This window comes from Streptomyces sp. LS-MS-L19, assembly GCF_058382285.1.
Map to the genome: position 1 here is coordinate 7,133,377 of NZ_JBYCLL010000001.1, position 23,762 is coordinate 7,157,138.

Here is a 23,762-nt window from a genome sequence, read left to right on the forward strand (position 1 = left end):
GAAAGGGCACCAGCGCATGGAGCAGTACGAGCCCGACCGCCTGTCACCGGCCCAAGTGGCCGCCATGCGGCGCAGTTTCCGAAGCGGCCGGGCCGCCATGACCCGGCGGTCCCTGTTGCGCGCCTCCGCGGGCGGCGCGCTCGCGGTCGGCGGCCTCGGCACCCTGAGCGCCTGCGGCATCCCCGCGGCCGGCACCACCCAGGGCGGCGTCTCCGCCGACGACCACTCGGCCGAGGAGAAGGTCGTCAACTTCTCCAACTGGACCGAGTACATCGACGTGGACGAGAGCGAGAAGCACCACCCCACGCTCGACCAGTTCAAGAAGCAGACCGGCATCTCGGTCAAGTACACCGAGGACATCAACGACAACGTCGAGTTCTTCGGCAAGATCAAGCCGCAGCTCGCGGCCGGGCAGGACACCGGGCGCGACATCATCGTCCTCACGGACTGGCTCGCGGCCCGCCTCATCCGCCTCGGGTGGGTCCAGAAACTGGACGCGTCCAACCTGCCGCACGCCTACGCCAACCTCTCCCAGCAGTTCCGCGAACCCGACTGGGACCCGGGACGGGCGTACTCCTATGTGTGGCAGGGCATCTCGACCGTCATCGCCTACAACAAGAAGGCCCTTGACGGCCAGGAGGTGAAGTCGATCTCCGACCTGCTCGACAACCCCAAGCTCAAGGGGCGCGTCGGCTTCCTGTCGGAGATGCGCGACAGCATCGGCATGACCCTGCTCGACATGGGCAAGGACCCCGCGAAGTTCACCGCCGACGACTACGACGCGGCGATCGCCCGCCTCCAGAAGGCCGTCGACAAGGGCCAGATCCGCCGCTTCACCGGCAACGACTACACCTCGGACCTGACCAGCGGCGACTTCGCGGCCTGTGTCGCCTGGGCCGGGGACGTCGTCCAGCTGAAGGCGGACAGCCCCGACATCGACTTCATCATCCCGGACAGCGGATACATGACGTCGACCGACAACATGCTGATCCCCAACAAGGCCCGTCACAAGACGAACGCCGAGCGGCTCATCGACTTCTACTACCAGCCCAAGCCCGCCGCCGAGCTCGCCGCGTACATCAACTACGTGTCGCCCGTCGACGGTGTGAAGCCCGAGCTGGAGAAGCTCGACCCGGATGCGGCGAACAACCCGCTGATCATCCCCGACAAGGCCATGGCCGCGAAGTCCCACGCCTTCCGCTCGCTGAGCTCGAAGGAAGAGACGACCTTTGAAGAGAAGTTCGCGAAGCTGACTGGGGCGTGATCACCGTGACGAACAAGAACACCGACACCAGCGGAGACGTCCGCCTCTCCGGCATCAGCAAGACGTACGACAACGGCTTCACCGCCGTACACCCGCTGGACCTGACCGTGCCCCAGGGCTCCTTCTTCGCCCTGCTCGGCGCCTCCGGCTGCGGCAAGACGACCACCCTGCGCATGATCGCCGGACTCGAGGAGCCCACCACGGGCACCGTGCACCTCGGCGACCAGGAGGTCACCCGGCTGCCTCCCTACAAGCGGCCGGTGAACACCGTCTTCCAGTCCTACGCCCTCTTCCCGCACCTCGACATCTTCGAGAACGTCGCCTTCGGTCTGCGCCGGCGCGGCATCAAGTCGGTGAAGAAGCAGGTCGAGGACATGCTGGAGCTCGTCCAGCTGGGGGAGCAGGCCCGCAAGAAGCCGCACCAGCTCTCCGGCGGCCAGCAGCAGCGCGTGGCGGTGGCGAGAGCCCTGATCAACACGCCCAAGGTGCTCCTCCTCGACGAGCCGCTCGGCGCCCTCGACCTCAAGCTGCGCCGCCAGATGCAGCTGGAGCTCAAGCGCATCCAGACCGAGGTCGGCATCACCTTCGTGCACGTCACGCACGACCAGGAGGAGGCCATGACCATGGCCGACACGGTCGCCGTGATGAACGCGGGCCGCGTCGAGCAGCTCGGCTCGCCCACCGACCTGTACGAGAACCCGCAGACCACCTTCGTCGCCAACTTCCTCGGCACCTCCAACCTCATCGAGGCCGAGGTCGACTCCAAGAGCGGCGGCGAGATCGTCCTGAAGGCGGGCGGCGGCAAGCTGGTGCTGCCCGAGGCGCGGTACGCCGGGCCCACCGCGACCGGCGGCAAGGTGCTCGTCGGCGTACGCCCCGAGAAGATCACCCTCACGCACGCGGACGAGGCCGGGGAGATCCCCGAGGGCCGCAACCGCATCACCGGCACGATCGCCGACTCCTCCTTCATCGGCGTCTCCACGCAGTACGTCATCGACAGCCCCGTCTGCCCCGAGTTCGAGGTCTACGCCCAGAACATCGACCGCGACGCCCGCCTCGTGCCCGGCGCCGAGGTCGTCCTGCACTGGAACCCGGCCCACACCTTCGGTCTGGACGCGGCCCAGGACATCGACGCCGGCATCCAGGAAGAGGCGACGGTCTGATGGCGACGCTCACCGAGGCGCCACCGCCTCTGTCCCCGACCGCGCCGGAGAAGAAGCCGCCGCGCAAGAGGGGCCGCTTCACGCCGTACTGGCTGCTGCTGCCCGGCATCCTGTGGCTGCTGGTCTTCTTCGCCCTGCCGATGATCTACCAGGCCTCCACGTCCGTGCAGACGGGCTCCCTGGAGACGGGCTACAAGGTCACCTGGCACTTCGCCACCTACTGGGACGCGCTGTCCGAGTACTGGCCGCAGTTCCTGCGCTCGATCCTGTACGCCGGTGCCGCGACGATCCTCTGTCTGGTGCTGGGCTACCCGCTGGCGTACCTGATCGCGTTCCGCGCGGGACGCTGGCGGAACCTGATCATGATCCTGGTGATCGCGCCCTTCTTCACCAGCTTCCTGATCCGCACCCTCGCCTGGAAGACGATCCTCGCGGACGGCGGCCCGGTCGTCGGCGCCCTCAACACGCTGCACGTCCTGGACGTCACCGACTGGCTCGGCTGGACGGCAGGCGACCGCGTCCTCGCCACCCCGCTCGCGGTGGTGTGCGGTCTGACGTACAACTTCCTGCCGTTCATGATCCTGCCGCTCTACACCTCCCTGGAGCGCATCGACGGCCGGCTGCACGAGGCGGCGGGCGATCTCTACGCCAAGCCCGTCACCACCTTCCGCAAGGTGACCTTCCCGCTGTCCATGCCGGGCGTGGTCTCCGGGACGCTGCTGACCTTCATCCCGGCGGCCGGTGACTACGTCAACGCCGAACTCCTCGGCTCGACCGACACGCGCATGATCGGAAACGTCATCCAGACCCAGTTCCTGCGGATTCTGGACTATCCGACGGCGGCAGCCCTCTCCTTCATCCTGATGGCCGCGATTCTCCTCATGGTCACCTTCTACATCCGCAAGTCCGGGACGGAGGATCTGGTTTAAATGGCCCTCGTCAACTGGCTCAAGCGTCATTTCGTCGTCATCGCGGGACTGCTGACACTCGGATATCTCCTGCTGCCCAACATCGTCGTCACGGTGTTCTCCTTCAACAAACCGAAGGGGCGCTTCAACTACCAGTGGCAGCAGTTCTCCACGGACGCCTGGAAGGACCCCTGCGGCGTCGCCGACATGTGCGGCTCGCTGTCGATCAGCCTCCAGATCGCCTTCTGGGCGACGGTCGGCGCGACCGTCCTCGGCAGCATGATCGCCTTCGCGCTGGTCCGTTACCGGTTCCGCGCGCGGGGCACCGTGAACTCCCTGATCTTCCTGCCGATGGCGATGCCCGAGGTCGTCATGGCCGCCTCGCTGCTCACCCTGTTCCTCAACCTGGGTGCCCAGCTGGGTTTCTGGACGATCCTGATCGCCCACATCATGTTCTGCCTCAGCTTTGTCGTCGTCGCCGTCAAGGCGCGCGTGATGTCGATGGACCCGCGCCTGGAGGAGGCAGCCCGGGATCTGTACGCGAGTCCCGTCCAGACCTTCCTCCGGGTGACCCTGCCCATCGCGGCCCCAGGAATCGCCGCGGGCGCGATGCTGTCCTTCGCGCTCTCCTTCGACGATTTCATCATCACCAATTTCAACGCGGGCTCGACCGTCACCTTCCCCATGTTCGTCTGGGGTTCGGCACAGCGCGGCACGCCCGTGCAGATCAATGTCATCGGTACGGCCATGTTCCTGGTCGCCGTACTCCTGGTCCTGGCCTCGATGGTCATCAGCAACCGCCGTAACAGGCAAAAGGCATGAGTGCCATGAGCCGTTGGACGAAGGCACTCTCCGAAGCCCAGCCGGTTCCGTACTGGCTCGACGACCCCGGCCGGCCCCACCCCGAGCCCGCCCTCACCGGCGCCGAGACCTGCGACCTGCTGGTCGTCGGCGGGGGGTACAGCGGGCTGTGGACCGCGCTCAACGCCAAGGAGCGCGATCCGCAGCGGGACGTCGTCCTGCTCGAAGGCCGTGAGGTGGGCTGGGCCGCCTCCGGTCGCAACGGCGGCTTCTGCGCCGCCTCCCTCACCCACGGGCTGCCCAACGGGCTGACCCGCTGGCCGGACGAGATCGTGAAGCTCCAGGAGCTGGGCGCCCGCAACCTCGACGAGATCGAGAAGGCGGTCGCCCGGCACGACCTGGACTGCGAGTTCGAGCGCACCGGCGAGATCGACGTGGCGACCGAGACGTACCAGGCGTGGGAGCTGCGCGACTGGTACCAGGAGCTCCAGGAGAAGGGCCTCGCCGACGGCGTCGACTTCCTGGACGCCGACGCGGTGCGCGAGCAGGTCGCCTCGCCGACCTTCGAGGCCGGCCTGTGGGACCGCAGGGGCGTGGCCATGGTCAACCCGGCCAAGCTGGTCTGGGGCCTGAAGCGGGCCTGCCTGCGGCTCGGGGTCCGCGTCTACGAGCACACCCCCGCGCTCACGCTGAAGCCGTACGGCGCCGGCATGGCCGTACGCACGCCGTACGGCTCCGTCCGCGCCCGGCAGATCGCGCTCGGCACCAACATCTTCCCGAGCCTGGTCAAGCGGGTGCGGGCGTACACCGTGCCGGTCTACGACTACGCGCTGATGACCGAGCCGCTGAGCGAGGAGCAGCTGGCGTCGGTCGGCTGGAAGAACCGGCAGGGGCTCGGGGACTCGGCGAACCAGTTCCACTACTTCCGGCTCTCCGCCGACAACCGGATCCTGTGGGGCGGTTACGACGCCGTCTACCCGTACGGCGGCCGGGTGCGCGCCGAGTACGACGACCGGCCGGAGACCTACGCCAAGCTCGCCGGGCACTTCTTCACCTGCTTCCCGCAGCTGGAGGGCGTCCGCTTCACCCACGCGTGGGGCGGCGCCATCGACACCTGCTCGCGCTTCTCCGCGTTCTACGGCACCGCCCACCACGGCAAGGTCGCGTACGCGGCGGGCTACACGGGCCTCGGCGTCGGCGCGACCCGGTTCGGCGCGGACGTGATGCTGGACCTGCTGGCGGGGGAGCAGACCGAGCGGACCTCGCTGGAGATGGTCCGCAAGAAGCCGCTGCCCTTCCCGCCGGAGCCCTTCGCCTGGACGGGCATCGCCCTGACCAAGTGGTCGCTGGCGCGTGCCGACGCGCAGGGCGGCCGGCGCAATCTGTGGCTCAGGACGATGGACAAACTCGGTCTGGGATTCGACAGCTGAACGATCGTATGTGATCTGATTCACCCCAACGGGTGGTCGGAACCCGCGTAATGCCTGCCAGGGGACCTCCCTCTCCCTCGTGACGCGAACAGCGTCGAGAGAGAAAGGGAGGTCTTCTCATGACTGGGGCGAAGACGGCGGTCGAGTGGCTGGCATCCGTCGCACCGGATCCCGAGGCCTGCCGCTGGGAGTGGGAACGCAATCCCCTCGGGGTGGCGCTGCTGCCGGCGGGCAAGGCCTGGGACGTCCTGATCCTGCCGGGTGAGCTCGGCTATCCGACGCTCGACGTCCTCACCCGCATCCTCGACCAACTCGGCCCGGTGCTCGTCGACTTCGGTGACGCCCGGATGGGCTTCTTCGTGCCGCCGGGCACCGCGGCCCGCTGGCTGGGCACCGGCATCCGTACGGCGGGCGCCGGGACCTGGATCGTGGTGCCGTACCCGGGCCGGGTGGCCGGGGGAGGGGTGCGCTGGCTGGTGCCGCCGGACGGTTCGGGCACGCTCACCGACCCGGCGCTGCTGGAGCTGGCGATGCACGAGGCGGCGGCCGGGCTGGCGACGGAACAGGGCGACGGCTGAGCGGCCGGCCCCGAACCGCTGACGGGAGGTCTTGACAACCCGGATTGGTCTGGACCAAGTTGGGCGCGCTCCACCCTCCAAATCCCCCATGCCCGGAGGCCCTTGTGGAACGCACCGGACTCATCAGACCCGTCCTCGCCGCGCTGACGGCCACCTTGCTGGCCCTGCCCGGCATCACCGCGCTCTCGTCGGCCGCCCGTGCGGCCGACGCGGACCTGGCGAGGAACGGAGGTTTCGAAGCGGGACTCGACGGCTGGACCTGCTCCGCGGGTACGACGGTCAACAGCCCTGTGCACAGTGGGAGTTCGGCGCTCCAGGCGACCCCGGCCGGCAGCGACCACGCCCAGTGCGCCCAGACCGTGACCGTCCGGCCCGACGCGCAGTACACCCTGTCCGGATACGTCCGCGGCGCCTACGTCTACCTCGGCGCGAGCGGCACCGGCACCACCGACGTCTCCACCTGGACCCAGTCCGCCCCCGACTGGCAGCGGCTCACCACCACCTTCCGCACCGGCCCGGCCACCACCAAGGTCACGCTCTACACGCACGGTTGGTACGGGACAGGCGCGTACCACGCGGACGACGTGTCCCTCACCGGGCCGGGTGTCGACGCCGGACAGCCGCCGGCCACGCCCACCGGTCTGCAGGCGGGCACGGTCACGTCCTCCAGCGTGGCCCTGTCCTGGACGGCGGTCCCGGGCGCCACCGGCTACGCGGTCTACCGGGACGGCGCCAAGGTCCGGACGGTGAGCGGGACTTCGGCCTCCGTGAGCGGACTCGCGCCCTCGACGGCGTACGGCTTCCAGGTCGCGGCGGTCAACGAGGCGGGGGAGTCGGCGAGGACCGGCTCCGTCAACGTGACCACGACGGCCGGGACTTCCACGGACCTGCCCGCCCACGCCCTGGTCGGCTACCTCCACGCGAGCTTCGCCAACGGCGCCGGCTACACGCGCCTGGCCGACGTCCCCGACAGCTGGGACGTCATCGACCTGGCCTTCGGTGAACCCACCTCGGTCACCTCCGGCGACATCCGCTTCACCCGCTGCCCGGTCACCGAGTGCCCGAACGTCGAGTCCGACGCCGACTTCAAGGCGGCGATCAGGGCGAAGCAGGCCGCCGGGAAGAAGGTGCTGATCTCGATCGGCGGCCAGAACGGCCAGGTCCAGCTGACGACCACGGCCGCCCGGGACGCCTTCGTCTCCTCCGTCTCCTCGATCATCGACACCTACGGCCTCGACGGCCTGGACATCGACTTCGAGGGCCACTCGCTCTCCCTGAACGCCGACGACACCGACTTCAGGAACCCGAAGACCCCGGTCATCGTGAACCTGATCTCGGCGCTGAAGACGCTGAAGGCGAAGTACGGGGCGCGCTTCGTCCTCTCGATGGCCCCGGAGACCTTCTTCGTGCAGATGGGCTACCAGTACTACGGCACCGGCAAGTGGGGCGGCCAGGACCCGCGCTGCGGGGCGTACCTCCCGGTGATCCACGCCCTGCGCGACGACCTGACCCTGCTGCACGTCCAGGACTACAACTCGGGCCCGATCATGGGCCTCGACAACCAGTACCACTCCATGGGCGGCGCCGACTTCCACATCGCCATGACCGACATGCTCCTCACCGGCTTCCCGGTCGCCGGCGACCCCGCGAACGTCTTCCCGCCCCTGCGCCCCGACCAGGTGGCCATCGGCATGCCCGCCTCGGTGAACGCGGGCAACGGCTACGTCTCCCCGACTGAGGTCACCAAGACCCTCGACTGCCTCACGAAGAAGACGAACTGCGGCTCCTACCCCACCCACGGCACCTGGCCCACCCTGCGCGGCCTGATGACCTGGTCGGTCAACTGGGACCGCTTCTCCGGCGGGGAGTTCCAGAGGACCTTCGACGGCTATTTCGGCTGACGGTCACGCCAGCACCGCCGCCCACACCTTCGCGAGCGTCGAGTCCCGCTCGGCGTCCCCCAGGGCGCCGAGCACCGACGGAAGATGCAGGGACACCGACCGCACCCGGGCGGACATGGAGCCGTCCCAGCGTCGTACGGCGATGTTCCCCCGTGTCGCCGAGACGCTCCCCGGGTGGATCAGCACGCACGTCGGCGGACCGCCGGAGGGCTGCCGGGCCGGCGCGTGCGCGTACACGAACGCCTGGGGGCCGTCGATGGACCGGGTGAACGCGGTGCTGCCCGCTGTGTCGTGGGACGGGGCCGAGTCGATGAGTCGCCGCCACAGCAGACGGTCCGGGTCCGGGAAACGGGGGAGCGCGTCGCCGTCGGTGAGATGGCCGCACCGGGGATCGTGGTGGATCTTGCGGCCGTAGAGGGGAAGGACGACCTCGCCCGGTGACGGGGTCAGGGCGAAGTCGTGGTTCTCGAAGGCGACCGTCACCTGGTGCTGCTCGTCGGGCATGGTGCTTCCCCCCGGTCCCGGCCGCCGCTACGCGACCGGCTGGCTGCTCTCGTCCTGTGCCGACTTCCGACCGTATCGCCTGACGGTCAGCGTCAGGAGCTGAAGGAGTACGGCGGACAGGCACCAGCTCGCCGCGACGTCCAGGGGCCAGTGGTAGCCGCGGCGGATCAGGCCGTAGGAGGTGCCGAGGACCAGAAGGGCGCAGAGGAGGAGCAGGGCGCGGCGGAGCCGGGGGGTGGGGAGGAGGGGGAGGAGGGAGAGGGCGGCGGTGCCGTAGGCGATGGCCGCTGTCGCGGTGTGGCCGGAGGGGAAGTAGCCGGTGGCCGGGGGCACCACGGGGGTGCCGGGGCGGTCGGTCCAGATCTTGAGGGGGACGACGATCACCGGGACCAGGGCCATGAGGAGGGCTCCCGCGGTGGCCGGGAGCCACCAGCGGTCCGTGCCCGAGCGGCGGTGCCGCCAGGTCACGTAGGCCAGGGCCGCGACCAAGACGGGTACGGCCACCTGGACGCTGCCCAGGTCGGAGAGGGTGCCCCCGAGGCGGTCCGGGTGGACGAGGGCGCGGCTGAGGCGGGCGTCGGCACGCAGAAGCGGCCCGTCCTCTACGACCTGCCAGGTGATCAGGGCGAAGAGGAGGGCCGGGATTCCGAGAAGGAGGAGGAAGGCCGGCCGCCCCGGAACAGGGGGGGTGGTTCCGGGGCGGCCGATCAGATCGGGTCGTCGGCCGCCCCGGGGGGTTTGGGGCGGGCGACTGTCCGATCGGTGAGGAGATCCGGAGCCGGAGGCTCCAGTTGTGTGCGCGAGGGCACGACCAGGTCGAAGCTGGGGAGGCCCCGGCCTGGCGTCGCCCACAGTCCCCTGTGGGCGGGGTGTATCTCTCATCTGGAAAGAACCTACGACAGGGGGACGGCGTACGACAGGCAGAATCCCATCCTCACCGCCACCTCGCACACCTTCTTCACACCCTCTGCCGCTCGCCACCGCAGCCCCGGAATCCCAAGGGCTGTCAGGCCTGTGACGTCAGATGCGGGTGAAGGCCTGCTCGATGATGTCGAGGCCCTCGTTCAGCAGGTCCTCGCCGATGACGAGCGGGGGCAGGAAGCGCAGCACGTTGCCGTAGGTGCCACAGGTCAGGACCAGCAGGCCCTCCTGGTGGCAGGCCTTGGCGAGCGCGGCCGTCGCCTCCGGGTTCGGCTCCTTGGTCGTACGGTCCTTGACGAGCTCGATGGCGATCATGGCGCCGCGGCCGCGGACGTCGCCGATGACGTCGAACTTCTCGGCCATGGCGGTGAGGCGGGCCTTCATCGTGGCCTCGATCGCCTTCGCCTTCCCGTTGAGGTCGAGCTCCTTCATGGTCTCGATGGCGCCGAGCGCGCCCGCGCAGGCGACCGGGTTGCCGCCGTAGGTGCCGCCCAGGCCGCCCGCGTGGGCCGCGTCCATGATCTCGGCGCGGCCGGTGACGGCGGCGAGCGGGAGGCCGCCGGCGATGCCCTTGGCGGTGGTGATCAGGTCCGGGACGATGCCCTCGTCCTCACAGGCGAACCACTGGCCGGTGCGGCAGAAGCCGGACTGGATCTCGTCGGCGACGAAGACGATGCCGTTGGCCTCGGCGAACTTGCTGATCGCGGGCAGGAAGCCCTTGGCGGGCTCGATGAAGCCGCCCTCGCCCAGGACCGGCTCGATGATGATCGCGGCGACGTTCTCCGGGCCGACCTGCTTGGTGATCTGGTCGATGGCCTGCGCGGCGGCCTCGGGTCCGGCGTTCTCCGGACCGGTCGGCCAGCGGTAGCCGTAGGCGACCGGGACGCGGTACACCTCCGGCGCGAACGGACCGAAGCCGTGCTTGTACGGCATGTTCTTCGCGGTCAGCGCCATGGTGAGGTTGGTGCGGCCGTGGTAGCCGTGGTCGAAGACGACGACGGCCTGGCGCTTGGTGTACGCCCGCGCGATCTTGACGGCGTTCTCGACGGCCTCGGCGCCGGAGTTGAACAGCGCGCTCTTCTTCGCGTGGTCACCCGGGGTGAGCTCGGCGAGGGCCTCGGCGACCTCCACATAGCCCTCGTACGGGGTGACCATGAAACAGGTGTGGGTGAAGTCGGCGAGCTGTGCGGTGGCCCGGCGTACGACGGCCTCGGCGGAGGCGCCGACGGAGGTCACGGCGATGCCCGAACCGAAGTCGATCAGCCGGTTCCCGTCGACGTCCTCGATGATCCCGCCGCCCGCGCGCGCCGTGAACACGGGCAGCACGGACCCCACACCCTGCGCGACCGCGGCGACGCGGCGGGCCTGGAGCTCCTGCGACTTGGGGCCGGGGACGGGGGTGACGAGGCGGCGCTCCTGCGGAAGTGCGGTCATGAGGGGCTCCTGGGGTGTTGCCGACGCTTACCTTCTTTTCTCGCAGGCTAGGGCCGTCCTTGCGGGGCGGGCATGCTCCATGTGGGCGTTCTCGACGGCATGGGTTGTCCGTCTTGGACATAGCGGCGTACGGCTCGGGTATCGGCCACCTCCGCGAGCCCGGCCGCGTAAGCGGTGAACTCCCCTGGCGGGGGCGTTAGATTGACCGCTGATGGTGGACGGAACGGCTGGTCAAGGGGCGAGGGCGATGGACAGCGACGGGACGCGGGACACCAGGGGTACGCACGCGAACCCTGTGCCACGTCCGGCGGGACCGCCGACGGTGCCGCCTCGGCCGGAGCGGGCACCCGGTGTGCCCCCGCTGCCGGACGGTGCGGGGTTTCTCGGCTGGCTTCGGACCCCCCGGCCCGAGGCGGCACCCGGCGTGTGGCGCTTCGGCCACGTACCGCGGCCCGAGAAGGAACCGGAGCAGATCCCGACGCGGCAGCTGCTGAGCGGGGCCGTGATCGGGTTCCTCTGCGGGTGGCTGCTCTGCTCCCTGCTGTACAACGGTTTCCTCGGTGGCTTCTGGCTGTGGCCCTGGTTCGTGATGGCTCCGGACTCGTGGACGCTGGGGCGCGCGGGATGGCTCAGCAGCCTGTCCTATGCGTACGAGGCGCTGTTCTTCGCCGGGATCTTCGCGATCTTCGGGAAGATCAGCCGCTGGGGCGAGGTCTGGCGCCGCTTCGGTCCGCCTGCCTGGCGTCAGAAGGCCGCGACCTCCCACGAACCACCGCCCACCCCCGAACAGGACCCTGTCGAGTGGCCCCAGCTGCGCGCCGCCGGCGCCGTGGACGCTGCCGAGCGGCTGGCTGCTGAGGCCAAGGCCGGGTTGATGCGGGATGTGGATCATGCGCGGATTCTTCGGGCGTGGCAGGGCGTGCGCGGTGGGCGGTTCAGTCTCGCCACGTTCACCGGCACCGTGCTGAAGGACGGCGCCGCCGCCTGTCTGCACCCCTCCGGCGCCCGCGACCTGCCCGGCCGGCTGGCCCGGCACGACCTGCTGACCGGACAGGTACGGCTCGGCACCACCGCCGACGACGCCCGCAATCCGTACGCCTACCGGGGGACCGGGCTGGGCCTGGGGCCCGAGCTGCTCGGCACCTCGCTGCTCGCCGTCGGACCGGCCGGGTCCGGGAAGACCGGGACCGTCGTGCGGCCGCTCGCCGAGTCGCTGTGCCTGCACGCCCTCGCCGGGCGGGCCGCCGTCGTGGTCGTCGGTGCGGCGGGCGCCGGGCTCGGACCGGCCGACGCCTACGACGTCGTCGTACAGATCGGGAATCCGGAGTCGGTGTACGACCTCGACCTGTACGGGGGGACGACGGATCCCGACGAGGCCGCCGCCGTGCTCGCCGAGGCGCTCGTCGGGGACCTCGCCGAGCCGCACCAGGGGGGCGACACCCGGCGCTCCACCACCGTGCTCGCCCAGCTGCTCGGACCGTTCCGGGCGGTGCACGGCCGCTTCCCCGCCGTACCGGAGCTGCGGCAGCTGCTGGACGGCGCACCCGCGCCGCTGGCCGCGCTGCGCGAGGGCCTGGAGGACTCCGGGCAGGACGCGCTGCTGCGCGAACTCGACGCGCGGGAGCGGCAGATGGGGCACCCGGGGGATGTGGGGGGCATCCTCGCGGACCGGGTCGCGCTGCTCGACCGGCCCGCCTTCGCCGGGTTCTTCGACACGTCCGGGCAGTCGCGGCCGTTCTCGCTGAAGGCCCTCGACCATCCGGTGCGGGTGCGGATCGACCTGCCCCAGCGGGGGCACGCCGACGCCTCCCGGATGCTGGCGCGGCTGGTGCTCGCGCAGTTCACGGCGAGTGTCGCGGTGCGCGAGGACCGGTCGCTGTTCGCCTGTCTCGTCCTCGACGACGCCACGGGGGCCGTCACCCCGGAGGCCGTGCGCGGCATCCAGCGGCTGCGGTCCGGCAACGCCGGCGTGGTGCTGACGCTGCGGACCCTCGACGACGTGCCCCGGCCCCTGCGCGGACCCCTCCTCGGGGCCACCGGCTGCCGGATGGCGCTGTCGGGGCTCACCCCGTGGGACGGGCAGGACTTCGCCGAGGTGTGGGGCAAGGAGTGGATCGAGGCCCGGGACGTCACCGACCGGCAGATCATCGCGGAGACCCCGGCCGGCAAGGTGCTGCACGCGGTGCGCCAGGTCATCACCGGCAAGGCGCCGACCGCCCGGGCGGTGACCGTACGGCAGGTCGAGCGGGAGCGGTGGTCCGCGTCGGAGCTCGCACACGGGGTGCCGCCGGGACACGCGGTGCTGTCCCTGACCAGCGTGAAGGGGGAGCACGCGCCGCCGCTGCTGGTGGATCTGCGGGGCTGAGGGGATGAGAGGTGACCTGAGGACCGTACAGTGAGGCAGAATCCTCACAGGTCGTTCATACACCGCGGCCAAAAGATCACCACCTGATCGCCACTTGATCACCACCTGAGATCACACCGCTCCGAAGGTCCAAGGCCTCATGCCCCCCACCCTCGCCTCGCTCGTCCACCACTCCGCGCTCAAGCTGACCGTGCGCGCGGGCGAGGACCGGCTGGACGTCCCCGTCCGCTGGGCGCACGTCAGCGAACTCGCCGATCCCGTCCCCTACATGGAGGGCGGCGAGCTGTTGCTGATCACCGCGCTGAAGCTGGACGCGGAGGATCCCGAGGCCATGCGGCGGTATGTGAAGCGGCTGGCCGGGGCGGGGGTCGTCGGGCTCGGGTTCGCCGTCGGCGTGAACTACGAGGAGATTCCCGAGGCCCTCGTGGACGCCGCCCGCGACGAGGGGCTGCCGCTGCTCGAAGTGCCGCGCCGCACCCCCTTCCTCGCCATCAGCAAGGCGGTGTCCGCGGCGATCGCGGCCGACCAGTACCGTTCCGTCACCGCGGGCTTCGCCGCCCAGCGCGAGCTCACCCGACAGGCCCTGACCGCCGGCCCGGAGGGGCTGCTCGCCGCGCTCGCCTCCCAGGTGGACGGCTGGACGGCGCTCTACGACGCCTCGGGCGCCGTCGTCGCCACCGCCCCGGAGTGGGCCGGCCGCCGGGCGGCACGGATCACCGCCGACGTGGAACGGCTGCGGGAGCGGCCCGCACCCGCCTCCTCCGTGGTCGCGGGCCCCGAGGACGACGACCGGGTCGAGCTGCACACCCTGGGCACCGGGCGCCGGCCGCGCGCCGCGCTGGCGGTCGGCACGGCCGCCGCCCTCGGCACCGCCGAGCGGTACGCGGTGCACTCGGCGATCGCGCTGCTCACCCTGACCACCGAGCGCTCCCGCTCCCTGCACGCGGCCGAGCAGCGGCTCGGCGCGGCCGTACTGCGGATGCTGCTGGCCGGGGAGCCGGAGCACGCGCGCACGGTCGCGGGCGACCTCTACGGCGGGCTCCTGGACGCGCCCTTCCGGCTGGTCGTCGCCGAACCGGCGGCGGTACGGATGTCCGTCGACTCGCACGCGCACCTGGACCCGAAGGCCGCCACGGCGAGCCCCACGGCCGCCGGCGGCGCGCACGGCGATCCGCTCGCCGCGCTCACCGAGATCGTCGAGTCGGCCGCCGCGCGGGCCGGGGAGGCCGTGCTGGTCGTGCCCGAGGGGGACGGTGAGGGGCAGCGGCTGGTGGTGCTGGCCGCGGACGGCGGTGCCGCGGTGGCCGCCTGCGCGGACCACGCGGCGGCGCTGGAGGCCTCGCGGGCCGGCGTGGCCCGCGAACAGACGTCGAGGAACGGCACCGGGGCCCAGGGCCGGCCGGTCACCGCCCACGACGAGGACGAGCTGGTGATCGGGGTCTCCGCCCCGGTCGGGCCGATCGCCGCCGCGGCGGGGTACAAGCAGGCCGAGCAGTCCCTGTCGGTCGCCCGGCGGCGGGGCCGGCTGTACGTCGAGCACGAACAGCTGGCCGCCGGATCCGTGCTGCCGCTGCTCGCGGACGACGCGGTCAGGGCGTTCGCGGACGGCCTGCTGCGCCCCCTGTACGAACACGACGCGACCGGCCGCGGCGACCTGGTCGACTCCCTGCGGGCCTGGCTGTCCCGGCACGGCCAGTGGGACGCGGCCGCCGCCGACCTGGGCGTCCACCGGCACACCCTGCGGTACCGGATGCGCCGGGTCGAGGAGATCCTGGGCCGTTCCCTGGACGATCCGGACGTACGGATGGAGCTGTGGCTGGCGCTGAAGGCGACCACCACCGAATAGGCGTCGTCCACGGAGGACCCGTCACGGAGGACCCGTCGCCCACGGAAGAGCCCTTGGCCGGGCTGGAGTGCCGGCCCGCCGCACTGCTACACCCCGGACAAGTTCGATCCCGCCCCGACGGACCTACCGTGGGGGCATGACTTCCACCCACGCCTTCTGGCTCGCCGGCCGCCAGGTCACCGGCGAGGACACCTTCGACGTCACCTCCCCGTGGGACGGCCGGCTCGTCGGCAGGGCCGCCCTGCCGAACGACGCGCAGATCGAGGAGGCCGTGGCCGCCGCGTACGCCGTACGGGACGCGTTCGCCGCCACCCCCGCGCACGTCCGCGCCGCCGCCCTCGACCATGTGAGCCGTCGGCTCGTCGAGCGCACCGAGGAGATCGCACGGCTGATCTCCGACGAGAACGGCAAGCCGGTCAAGTGGGCGCGCGGCGAGGTCGGCCGCGCGGTGTCGGTGTTCCGGTTCGCGGCCGAGGAGGCCCGCCGCTTCAACGGCGGTGAGGCCCAGCGCCTCGACACCGACCTCGGCGGTCAGGGCCGTCTCGCGCTGACCCGGCGCTTCCCCAAGGGGGTCGTGCTCGGGATCGCGCCCTTCAACTTCCCGCTCAACCTCTGCGCCCACAAGATCGCCCCCGCGATCGCGGCCGGAGTGCCGATCATCCTGAAGCCCGCCCCGGCCACCCCGCTCTCCGGCCTCGTCATCGGCGAGCTGCTGGCCGAGACCGAGCTGCCCGCCGGTTCCTGGAGCATCCTCCCGGTCCCGAACGACCGGATGGCCGCCCTCGTCCAGGACGAGCGCCTGCCGGTGATCTCCTTCACCGGTTCCGAGAAGGTCGGTTACGCGATCATGGACTCGGTGCCGCGCAAGCACTGCACGCTGGAGCTGGGCGGCAACGGCGCCGCGGTCGTGCTCGGCGACTACGCCTCCGACGAGGACCTCGACTGGGCCGCGACCCGCATCGCGACCTTCTCCAACTACCAGGGCGGCCAGTCCTGCATCTCGGTGCAGCGGGTCATCGCCGACGCGTCGGTGTACGACCGGCTGCTCCCGCGGATCGTCGCCGCGGTGGAGGCCCAGGTCACCGGGGACCCGGCCGACGACAAGACGGACGTCGGCCCGCTGGTCAGCGAGGACGCGGCGAAGCGGGTCGAGGCGTGGGTGAAGGAGGCCGTCGAGGCCGGCGCCACCCTGCTCACGGGCGGCGACCGGGACGGCGCCTCCTACGCGCCGACCGTCCTCACCGACGTCCCGGCCGACACCACGATCTCCTGCGAGGAGGTCTTCGGACCGGTCCTCACCGTGCAGAAGGTGGACGGCGAGGACGCGGCCTTCGCGGCCGTCAACGACTCCAAGTACGGCCTCCAGGCAGGCGTGTTCACCCACGACCTCCAGGCCGCCTTCCGCGCCCACCGGGCCCTTGAGGTCGGCGGTGTCGTCATCGGCGACGTGCCCTCCTACCGGGCCGACCAGATGCCGTACGGCGGTGCCAAGCAGTCCGGCGTGGGCCGGGAGGGCGTGAAGTTCGCGATGGACGACTACACGTACGAGCGGGTGCTGGTGCTGACGGGGCTGGCGCTCTGAGGAAACCCCCACTAGTAAATGGGAACCATTTTCATGTAGTGTTGCGGCAGCGACGCTGACCCGCCGCCCCGAAGGGGCCCGGCACCGATGCCTTCCGGTGCCGGGCCCCTTCCTGTGTGCCGGCTCCTGCGGACCCTCAACCGGAGAAGCCGACATGCGCGAGCCGCAGCGGGCCGCGCAGCCTGAGATGCACGTCGTGCACGCCCTCGGCGACGATCCCGGCGCCGACGGTGAGGTAGTCGTACGGCCCGGACCCGGACTCCGCCACCTCCAGCACGGCGAGCACCGCGCCCCCGTCCAGCGACAGCTCGACCGCTCCCGCGCCGGAGACCAGGGCCGTCACCTCGGTGACGCCGGTGCCGAAGTCGCAGTCCCGGTAGACCAGTTCACCGGTACGGCCCGCGGCCGCCGTCACCGCGTCGCCCGCCGTCCTCGTGCGGTCGACGATCTCCACACCGCTCTGCTCGTCGAAGTCCGCCCCGTCCAGGCCCCGTTGGAGGACCGGACGCGGTGCGCCCGGCTCGCCGTCGAGCAGGACCGTCGTCCGCAGCCGGACGTCCTCGCTGGAGGCACCGGCCAGCAGCTCGTACGGACCCGGCTCCAGACGCCACCCGCCCCGCGCCACGTCCCAGAACTCGAAGGCGCGCAACGGTACTTCGAAGGACAGCTCCGCCCGGGCACCCGGCGCGAGCGTCACCCGGCGGTGCGCCAGCAGTTCGCGGCGCGGGCGGGGCATGGCCGGGTCGACCGCGCGGCCGTAGAGCTGGGCGACCTCGTCGGCGGTGACGTCACCGGTGTTCGTGATCGTGAACGAGACGTGCGCCGTGCCGCCGTCGACCCGGGTCTCCAGATCGCCGTAGGAGAAGGAGGCGTACGACAGCCCGTGGCCGAACGGGAACAGGGGCGTGCCCTCGAAGTAGAGGTAGGTCTGGCGGCTGCCGATCACGTCGTAGTCGAGCAGGCCGGGCAGGTCGGCGTCGCTCTCGTACCAGGTCTGCGGGAGCCGTCCCGCGGGGGAGACGTCACCGGCCAGGACGCGGGCCAGGGCGGTGCCGGCCGCCTGGCCGCCGTGGGCCGTCCACAGGGTCGCTGCCAGGTCGGACGTGTCGAGCGCGTAGGGGTAGGCCGACACCAGGGCGAGCACCGTGCGGGGGTTCGCGGCGCGCGCCGCCCGCAGCAGGCGCTCCTGGTGCGGGGGCAGCCTGAGGGACACGCGGTCCTCGGTCTCGCGGCCGTTGATGTGCGGGTCGTTGCCCGCGACGACCACGACGACGTCCGCCTCGGACGTGACGCGGGTCACTGCGTTCTCGCCGCGTTCGACGATGATCAGCTCGAAGGTCTCCGCGGTTGCGTCGCTGTCTTCGTTCTCGTCGGCAACCTTTACTCCGTCCGCGGCGACCGTGACGTGGCGGCCCGTGCCGAGATGCCTGAGGAGGTGACCGCCACCGTGCGGTTCCAGGCGGAAGGTCTCCTGGACGACCCAGCCTCCGGGCCGGTCGGCGGAGGCGCGCAGGTAGCCGTCCTCGGCGACCGAGAGATAGCGGCCGTCGGGGGCGCGCAGCGTGAGGACGCCCTCGTCCCAGTCGATCAGCGCGAACTCGGTGCCCCGCGCGTCGGTGGTCAGCGGCGGCAGGTCGGTGCGGCCCGCGAGCAGCGCCGGGTCCAGGGCGCCCTCGGCGCCGCGCACCTCGTCCGCGCTGTCCTCGGAGGCCGGGACGTGCAGAAACGTCCCCGCGGAGGTCTTCAGCCGGACCCGGTCCACCCCCTCAGCGAACTCCACCCGCTCGGCGCCGAACCGCTCGTAGAGCCCCTCCAGCGGGGTCGAGCGGTGGATGAGCGTGCCGCTGTACCAGTCGAGCTTGCACTCGTCGGCGAGCAGGCCGACCACCGCGATCCGGGTGTCGGGCGCGAGCGGCAGCACCCCGTCGTTCCTCAGCAGCACGATCGCCTGCTCGGCGGCCTCCTGCGCGAGCGCCCGGTGCGCCGGGGTGTCGAAGTCGGTGACGCCGGCGTGCGGGTCGTAGTGCGGGTCGAACTCGCCGAGCCGGAAGCGGACCGAGAGCTGGCGGCGGACCGCGGTGTCGATGTCGGCCTCGGTCAGCAGGCCCTGCTCATGGGCCCGCCGGATCCGCCCGACCATCTGCGAGCTGTCCGTGCCGTGGTCGGTGAAGCTGTCGACACCGGCCCTGAGCGAGGCGGCGGTCGCCTCCTCGTGGGTGTCGAAGTAGTGCTCGTGGTCGACCAGGTTGGAGGGCGCGCCCGCGTCCGAGCAGACCAGCAGCTCCTCCTCGGTCCAGGTGCGCAGCTGCTCGCGCAGATACGGCGAGACGTGGTTGGGGCGGCCGTTGACCAGGTTGTACGCCGGCATCACCCCGGCCACCGCGCCCGCCTCGACGGCCTCGCGGAAGGCCCGCAGGTCGTACTCGTGCAGCACGCGCGGCCGTACCGAACTCGACGCGGTGGCCCGGTCCGTCTCGTTGTTGTGGGCCAGCCAGTGCTTGAGCACCGGGGCCGTGCGCCAGTACGTGGGGTGGTCGCCGCGCAGCCCGTGGGTGTAGGCGGTGGCGATGGCCGAGGTGAGCTTCGGGTCCTCCGAGTAGCCCTCCTCGTTACGGCCCCACAGCGGATGGCGCAGCAGGTTCACCGTCGGTGCCCAGACGTTGAGGCCGACGCGGTCGTCGTGGGCGCGCATGGCCCGGATCTCCTTGGACACCGCCTCCCCGACCCGCCGTACGAGCTCGGTGTTCCAGGTCGCGCCGAGGCCCACCGCCTGCGGGAAGACGGTCGCCGGGCCCATCCACGCGACGCCGTGCAGCGCCTCCTGGCCGGTGCGGAACGCGGAGATGCCGAGCCGTTCGACGGCGGGCACGAACTGGTGCAGGAAGCCGATCTTCTCGTCGAGGGTCAGCCGCGACAGCAGATCGTCGATGCGCTTCGCGAACGGCAGTTGCGGATCGCGAAAAGGCGGAGTGTGCGGCGGGTGTGCGGTCACGTGGGGATCCCCTTGCGATGGATCGGTTCGATGCTTTCGAAGCGCTTCGATGCTGGTTCGACGGTGGGGTGGGTGTCAAGGGATCAACACCGTCACTTCAAGCGGTGCATAAGAAAAGGTCACCTCCCGTACGTACGAGGAATCTTGGGATCGACCCTTGTGCACCCCGGGGGGTTCACTTAACCTCACAGCAACATCGAAGCGCTTCGACTACGGATTCGGTCGGGGGATCGCTTCAGCTCAGCCAGTTCCACTCAAGACACCTCAGCCGACGGCCCCACCGCCGGGTGTCCTGGTGCGCCATGAAGGGTTGACGCAATGACGCCGAATGCCGCTGCCCCCTCCTCCGGTCCCTCCGGGCCCAGCCGGAGAAGCTTCCTCGCCTCGACGGCGGTCGCCACCGCCGCGGTGGCGGGAGGGATGCCGCTGCTGGCCGCCTGCGGCGGTTCGGACAGCGGATCGAAGGAGGGGACCACCTCGGGCAAGGCCGCGGACAAGATGCTCCCGGCCTTCGTCGCCAGCACGGTCGCCAAGCCGGACCTCCCGTCGAAGAACGGTTCCGCCGCCGGCTTCACCGGCAAGGTCGACCTCGCGGCCCTCGGGACCTCGGTCCCGAAGAAGCTCGGCACCGGCGCCCCCTTCAAGATCATGTCGCCGTTCTGGGGCTCCCCGCCGAAGGCCGGCTGCGCCTACTACACGGCGCTCGACGCGGCCGCCGGCACCAAGATCACCTGGCAGAACCAGGACGGCAACACCTACGGCGAGAAGCTCGGCGCGGTCCTCGCCTCCAGCTCCATACCGGACATGGTGGTCGTGCCCGGCTGGGAACTGGTCGGCAAGATCGCGAACGCGGTCACCGCGAAGTTCATGGACCTCAGCCCCTACATCGCGGGCGACAAGGTCAAGAAGTACCCGAACCTGGCCGCGATCCCCTCCGACGCCTGGCGCATGGGCATCTTCGGCGGCGCGCTGCGCGGGATCCCGATGCCGGCCGCCACGGCGAACTGGATCACGCCCTTCTACCGCAAGGACATCTTCGACAAGAAGGGCTACAGCGTCCCCAAGTCGACCGACGAGTTCCTCAGTTGGGCCAAGGAGGCCACCAGCGCCAAGGCCAAGGTGTGGGCCTGCGGTGACATGACCTGGAGCGCGTGGAGCATGTTCGGCGTCCGCCCCTCCGGCACCCTCGGCTGGAACATCGGGGACGACGGCAAGCTGACCTACCGCCATGAGGTGCCCGAGTACCTCGAGGCCCTGGAGTGGGTCCGCAAGCTGTTCGACGCGGGCGTGGTCCACCCCGACGACAAGGCGCGCTCGGGCGACGCGGGCCAGCGGTTCACCGCCGGGCAGATCCTCGTCTACAACGACAACATCTCCAGCTGGTACGGCAAGACCTCCGAACAGGCCGCCTCCAACCCGGACTTCGTCATCGAGGGCATGGACATCTTCGGCGCCGACGGCGGCGACCCGAAGCTGTGGGCGGGCCAGCCGGCCACCATCTGGTCGATGATCCGCAAGGGCGCCTCGAAGGAGACGATCGAGAACGCGCTCGCCGCCGCCGACTTCGCGGCCGCGCCCTACGGCACCAAGGAGCGGATGCTCGTCGACTACGGCGTCGAGGGCACCCACTACACCGTCAAGAACGGCGTCCCGGTCAAGAACGACCTGGGCAACTCCGAGGTCCTCAACGCCTGGGTGATGCTGGCCGCACCGGCCGCCTACTACGCCCACCCCGACTTCCCCGAGATCGCCCGCAAGCAGGTCGAGTGGCAGCAGAGGATGGGCGCCTTCATGAAGAAGACGTCCACCTTCGGCATGAACATCGTCGAACCGACCCGCTGGGCCAACCTCGGCAGCCAGTTCGAGCAGCTGGAGCTCGACTACGTGCGCGGCAACCGCAAGCTCTCCGACGTCCAGGCCGCCATCTCCACCTGGAAGTCCTCCGGCGGCGACAAGCTGCGCGACTGGTACAAGCAGCTCCTCGAAAAGAACGGCAGCGGCAACTGATGTCTCTCACGGCGGGGAGCCGGCCCGACGGGACCCGTCCTCCCGCGGCCGTCGAGGAACCGGCGGCCGCGGTCGCCGCCGCGGTCGCCAAGGACCGGGTTCCGGGCAAGGCGGGCAAGGCCGGCAGGGCGGGCAGGGCAGGGAAGGCCGGGAAGGTCCCCTTCAAGGTGCGGCTGCGCCGCGACCGCACGCTCATCCTGATGACGCTGCCGGTCATGGTCCTGCTCCTGGTCTTCAACTACGTCCCGCTGCTCGGCAACGTCGTCGCCTTCCAGGAGTACGACCCGTACGTCTCCAGCAACGGCATCACCGCGATCTTCCACAGCCCCTGGGTAGGGGTGGAGCAGTTCTCGCGGATGATCGACGACCCGCTGTTCTGGAGCGCCGCGAAGAACACCATCGTGCTCTTCGTGCTCCAGCTGGTGCTGTTCTTCCCGGTCCCCGTCGCCCTCGCGCTGCTCATCAACAGCGTGGTCCGGCCCCGGGTCCGGGCGGTGGCCCAGGCGATCATGTACCTGCCGCACTTCTTCTCGTGGGTCCTCGTCGTCACCGTCTTCCAGCAGATCTTCGGCGGCGCGGGCATCATCGCCCAGACCCTGGAGGACCACGGCTGGAGCGGCTTCGACCTGATGACCAACGCGAGCCTCTTCAAGTACCTGGTCACCGCGCAGGCCGTCTGGAAGGACGCCGGCTGGGGGATCATCGTCTTCCTCGCCGCGCTGGCCGCGGTCAGCACCGACCTGTACGAGGCCGCCGCCATGGACGGCGCCGGGCGCTGGCGCCGGATGTGGCACGTGACGCTGCCCGCGCTGCGCCCGGTGATCGCGCTGCTGCTGGTCCTCAGGGTCGGTGACGCGCTCAGCGTCGGCTTCGAGCAGTTCCTGCTCCAGCGGTACGCGGTCGGAGCCGGGGCCAGCGAGGTCCTCGACACCTACGTGTGGAACATGGGTATCCAGAACGGCGACTTCAGCTACGCGGCCGCGGTCGGCCTCGTCAAGGGAGCCATCGGAGTGTGTCTCGTCCTGGCCGCGAACAAGTTCGCGCACCTGCTGGGCGAGCAGGGGGTGTACCAGAAGTGAGCCTCAACACGCAGCTCGTCCGCAGCCTCAAGGCTCCCGCCCGGCCGGTGTGGGAGGAGGAGCCCAGCAAGGCCGGGCTCACCGCCAAGGGCGGCCTCCTGCTCCTGTGTTGCCTGGGCGTGCTCGGTCCGCTGTGGATCGTCATCGTCACCAGTCTCTCCCCGAAGCCGGTGATCGACCGGGTCGGCGGACTCGTCGTGATCCCGCAGGGCATCACCTTCGTCAACTACACGGAACTGCTCAGCGGGGGCCAGGTCAGCCGGGCCATCATGGTGTCGGTCGGGGTCACCCTCGTGGGCACGCTGTTCTCGATGACGGTGTCGGTGCTGGCGGCCTACGGGCTGTCGCGGCCGGGGAGTCTCGGACACCGGTTCTTCCTGATGACCATGATGGCCACGATGTTCTTCGGCGCCGGGCTCATCCCGACGTATCTGCTCGTGCAGTCGCTGGGGCTCACCGACACCTATCTGTCGCTGATCCTCCCGAGTGCGGTCAGCGTCTTCAACATCCTCGTGCTGCGGGCCTTCTTCATGGGGATCTCGCCCGAACTCACCGAGTCCGCGCGGATCGACGGGGCCGGGGACATGCGGATCCTGCTGACCATCGTCATGCCGCTGTCGCGGGCCGTGCTGGCGGTGATCTCGCTGTTCTACGCGGTGGGGTACTGGAGCGCGTGGTTCAACGCGTCGATCTATCTCAGCGACCAGTCGATGATGCCGCTCCAGAACGTGCTCATTCAGTTGGTGCAGAAGAACACGGAGGCCCCTACGGGGTTGCAGCAGGCGGTGCGGACGGGGCAGTTGTCGGCGCTGGGGTTGCAGATGGCCGTGATGGTGCTGGCGTTGATTCCGGTGGCGGTGGCTTCTCCGTTCGTGCAGCGGCATTTCAAGAAGGGGATGCTGACCGGTGCGGTGAAGGGCTGACCGTTCGCCATCCCACAGGGGTGGTTCTGACGGACGGCGGCCGCGGGTCGTCTGCGGCTGGGCG

17 protein-coding genes are annotated in these 23,762 nt (G+C 70.5%); 13 read left to right on the top strand and 4 right to left on the bottom strand.

From position 1 onward, the window contains the following. Positions 1–16 precede the first annotated feature (16 nt). From AC2XR2_RS32005 to AC2XR2_RS32035, 7 genes are all read left to right on the top strand, one after another. The gene (locus AC2XR2_RS32005; protein WP_381298573.1) at positions 17–1,264 is read left to right on the top strand and encodes an ABC transporter substrate-binding protein; all 1,248 of its coding nucleotides are present in this window, start codon (positions 17–19) and stop codon (positions 1,262–1,264) included. Continuing rightward, positions 1,261–2,427, top strand: a complete 1,167-nt coding sequence (locus AC2XR2_RS32010) for an ABC transporter ATP-binding protein (RefSeq protein WP_381298571.1) — start codon at positions 1,261–1,263, stop codon at positions 2,425–2,427. Before AC2XR2_RS32005 ends, AC2XR2_RS32010 begins: the two co-directional genes overlap by 4 nt. After that, on the top strand, positions 2,427–3,356 hold the full coding sequence (locus AC2XR2_RS32015) for an ABC transporter permease (RefSeq protein WP_449348512.1): 930 nt from the start codon (positions 2,427–2,429) through the stop codon (positions 3,354–3,356). Before AC2XR2_RS32010 ends, AC2XR2_RS32015 begins: the two co-directional genes overlap by 1 nt. Next, positions 3,357–4,157 (top strand): ABC transporter permease, encoded by an 801-nt coding sequence (locus AC2XR2_RS32020; RefSeq protein ID WP_381298567.1) that lies wholly within the window; start codon positions 3,357–3,359, stop codon positions 4,155–4,157. Beyond that, complete coding sequence (locus AC2XR2_RS32025) at positions 4,154–5,566, top strand: NAD(P)/FAD-dependent oxidoreductase (RefSeq protein ID WP_491516930.1); 1,413 nt, start codon at positions 4,154–4,156, stop codon at positions 5,564–5,566. The genes AC2XR2_RS32020 and AC2XR2_RS32025 overlap by 4 nt, the downstream gene beginning before the upstream one ends. A 119-nt stretch (positions 5,567–5,685) precedes the next feature. Then, entirely contained in the window at positions 5,686–6,144 is a 459-nt protein-coding gene (locus AC2XR2_RS32030) for a hypothetical protein (RefSeq protein ID WP_330264131.1), read from the top strand. A 104-nt stretch (positions 6,145–6,248) separates the two neighbouring features. Continuing rightward, on the top strand, positions 6,249–8,045 hold the full coding sequence (locus AC2XR2_RS32035; RefSeq protein ID WP_491516931.1) for a chitinase: 1,797 nt from the start codon (positions 6,249–6,251) through the stop codon (positions 8,043–8,045). A 3-nt stretch (positions 8,046–8,048) separates the two neighbouring features. Here the strand turns inward: AC2XR2_RS32035 and AC2XR2_RS32040 are convergent, their stop codons facing one another. From AC2XR2_RS32040 to gabT, 3 genes are all read right to left on the bottom strand, one after another. Further along, positions 8,049–8,549 carry a hypothetical protein gene (locus tag AC2XR2_RS32040; protein WP_491516932.1) on the bottom strand — a complete coding sequence of 167 codons (501 nt, stop codon included), beginning with the start codon at positions 8,547–8,549 and terminating at the stop codon, positions 8,049–8,051. Positions 8,550–8,576: 27 nt separating this feature from the next. Continuing rightward, the gene (locus AC2XR2_RS32045) at positions 8,577–9,401 is read right to left on the bottom strand and encodes a phosphatase PAP2 family protein (protein WP_491518541.1); all 825 of its coding nucleotides are present in this window, start codon (positions 9,399–9,401) and stop codon (positions 8,577–8,579) included. Positions 9,402–9,569: 168 nt separating this feature from the next. Continuing rightward, positions 9,570–10,904, bottom strand: a complete 1,335-nt coding sequence (gene gabT / locus AC2XR2_RS32050; RefSeq protein ID WP_491516933.1) for a 4-aminobutyrate--2-oxoglutarate transaminase — start codon at positions 10,902–10,904, stop codon at positions 9,570–9,572. Positions 10,905–11,151: 247 nt separating this feature from the next. Between gabT and AC2XR2_RS32055 the strand changes: the two genes are divergently transcribed. The 3 genes from AC2XR2_RS32055 to AC2XR2_RS32065 all read left to right on the top strand — a co-directional run bounded on the left by AC2XR2_RS32055 (position 11,152) and on the right by AC2XR2_RS32065 (position 16,697). Then, on the top strand, positions 11,152–13,269 hold the full coding sequence (locus AC2XR2_RS32055) for an ATP-binding protein (RefSeq protein WP_491516934.1): 2,118 nt from the start codon (positions 11,152–11,154) through the stop codon (positions 13,267–13,269). Between the two features lie 139 nt (positions 13,270–13,408). Further along, a complete protein-coding gene (locus AC2XR2_RS32060; RefSeq protein WP_381298557.1) occupies positions 13,409–15,115 on the top strand; it encodes a PucR family transcriptional regulator in 1,707 nt (568 codons plus the stop codon). Positions 15,116–15,251: 136 nt separating this feature from the next. Continuing rightward, positions 15,252–16,697, top strand: coding sequence for an aldehyde dehydrogenase family protein (locus AC2XR2_RS32065; protein WP_381298556.1), 1,446 nt, complete (start codon positions 15,252–15,254; stop codon positions 16,695–16,697). Positions 16,698–16,833: 136 nt separating this feature from the next. Here AC2XR2_RS32065 and AC2XR2_RS32070 read toward each other — a convergent pair whose 3' ends face one another. Continuing rightward, complete coding sequence (locus AC2XR2_RS32070; RefSeq protein WP_491516935.1) at positions 16,834–19,689, bottom strand: glycoside hydrolase family 3 C-terminal domain-containing protein; 2,856 nt, start codon at positions 19,687–19,689, stop codon at positions 16,834–16,836. 318 nt (positions 19,690–20,007) lie between these two features. Between AC2XR2_RS32070 and AC2XR2_RS32075 the strand changes: the two genes are divergently transcribed. From AC2XR2_RS32075 to AC2XR2_RS32085, 3 genes are read left to right on the top strand one after another with little or no spacing between them, the layout of a single operon-like run. Next, positions 20,008–21,696, top strand: a complete 1,689-nt coding sequence (locus AC2XR2_RS32075) for an extracellular solute-binding protein (RefSeq protein ID WP_449348505.1) — start codon at positions 20,008–20,010, stop codon at positions 21,694–21,696. Next, entirely contained in the window at positions 21,696–22,775 is a 1,080-nt protein-coding gene (locus AC2XR2_RS32080; RefSeq protein ID WP_491516936.1) for an ABC transporter permease, read from the top strand. The genes AC2XR2_RS32075 and AC2XR2_RS32080 overlap by 1 nt, the downstream gene beginning before the upstream one ends. Then, entirely contained in the window at positions 22,772–23,698 is a 927-nt protein-coding gene (locus tag AC2XR2_RS32085) for a carbohydrate ABC transporter permease (RefSeq protein WP_330264122.1), read from the top strand. Before AC2XR2_RS32080 ends, AC2XR2_RS32085 begins: the two co-directional genes overlap by 4 nt. Positions 23,699–23,762 lie beyond the last annotated feature (64 nt).

Coding starts and splice junctions, on each gene's coding strand:
- AC2XR2_RS32005 (WP_381298573.1), top strand. CDS start 17: ATGGAGCAGTACGAGCCCGACCGCCTGTCACCGGCCCAAGTGGCCGCC.
- AC2XR2_RS32015 (WP_449348512.1), top strand. CDS start 2,427: ATGGCGACGCTCACCGAGGCGCCACCGCCTCTGTCCCCGACCGCGCCG.
- AC2XR2_RS32020 (WP_381298567.1), top strand. CDS start 3,357: ATGGCCCTCGTCAACTGGCTCAAGCGTCATTTCGTCGTCATCGCGGGA.
- AC2XR2_RS32025 (WP_491516930.1), top strand. CDS start 4,154: ATGAGTGCCATGAGCCGTTGGACGAAGGCACTCTCCGAAGCCCAGCCG.
- AC2XR2_RS32030 (WP_330264131.1), top strand. CDS start 5,686: ATGACTGGGGCGAAGACGGCGGTCGAGTGGCTGGCATCCGTCGCACCG.
- AC2XR2_RS32040 (WP_491516932.1), bottom strand. CDS start 8,549: ATGCCCGACGAGCAGCACCAGGTGACGGTCGCCTTCGAGAACCACGAC.
- gabT (WP_491516933.1), bottom strand. CDS start 10,904: ATGACCGCACTTCCGCAGGAGCGCCGCCTCGTCACCCCCGTCCCCGGC.
- AC2XR2_RS32055 (WP_491516934.1), top strand. CDS start 11,152: ATGGACAGCGACGGGACGCGGGACACCAGGGGTACGCACGCGAACCCT.
- AC2XR2_RS32060 (WP_381298557.1), top strand. CDS start 13,409: ATGCCCCCCACCCTCGCCTCGCTCGTCCACCACTCCGCGCTCAAGCTG.
- AC2XR2_RS32065 (WP_381298556.1), top strand. CDS start 15,252: ATGACTTCCACCCACGCCTTCTGGCTCGCCGGCCGCCAGGTCACCGGC.
- AC2XR2_RS32075 (WP_449348505.1), top strand. CDS start 20,008: ATGACGCCGAATGCCGCTGCCCCCTCCTCCGGTCCCTCCGGGCCCAGC.
- AC2XR2_RS32080 (WP_491516936.1), top strand. CDS start 21,696: ATGTCTCTCACGGCGGGGAGCCGGCCCGACGGGACCCGTCCTCCCGCG.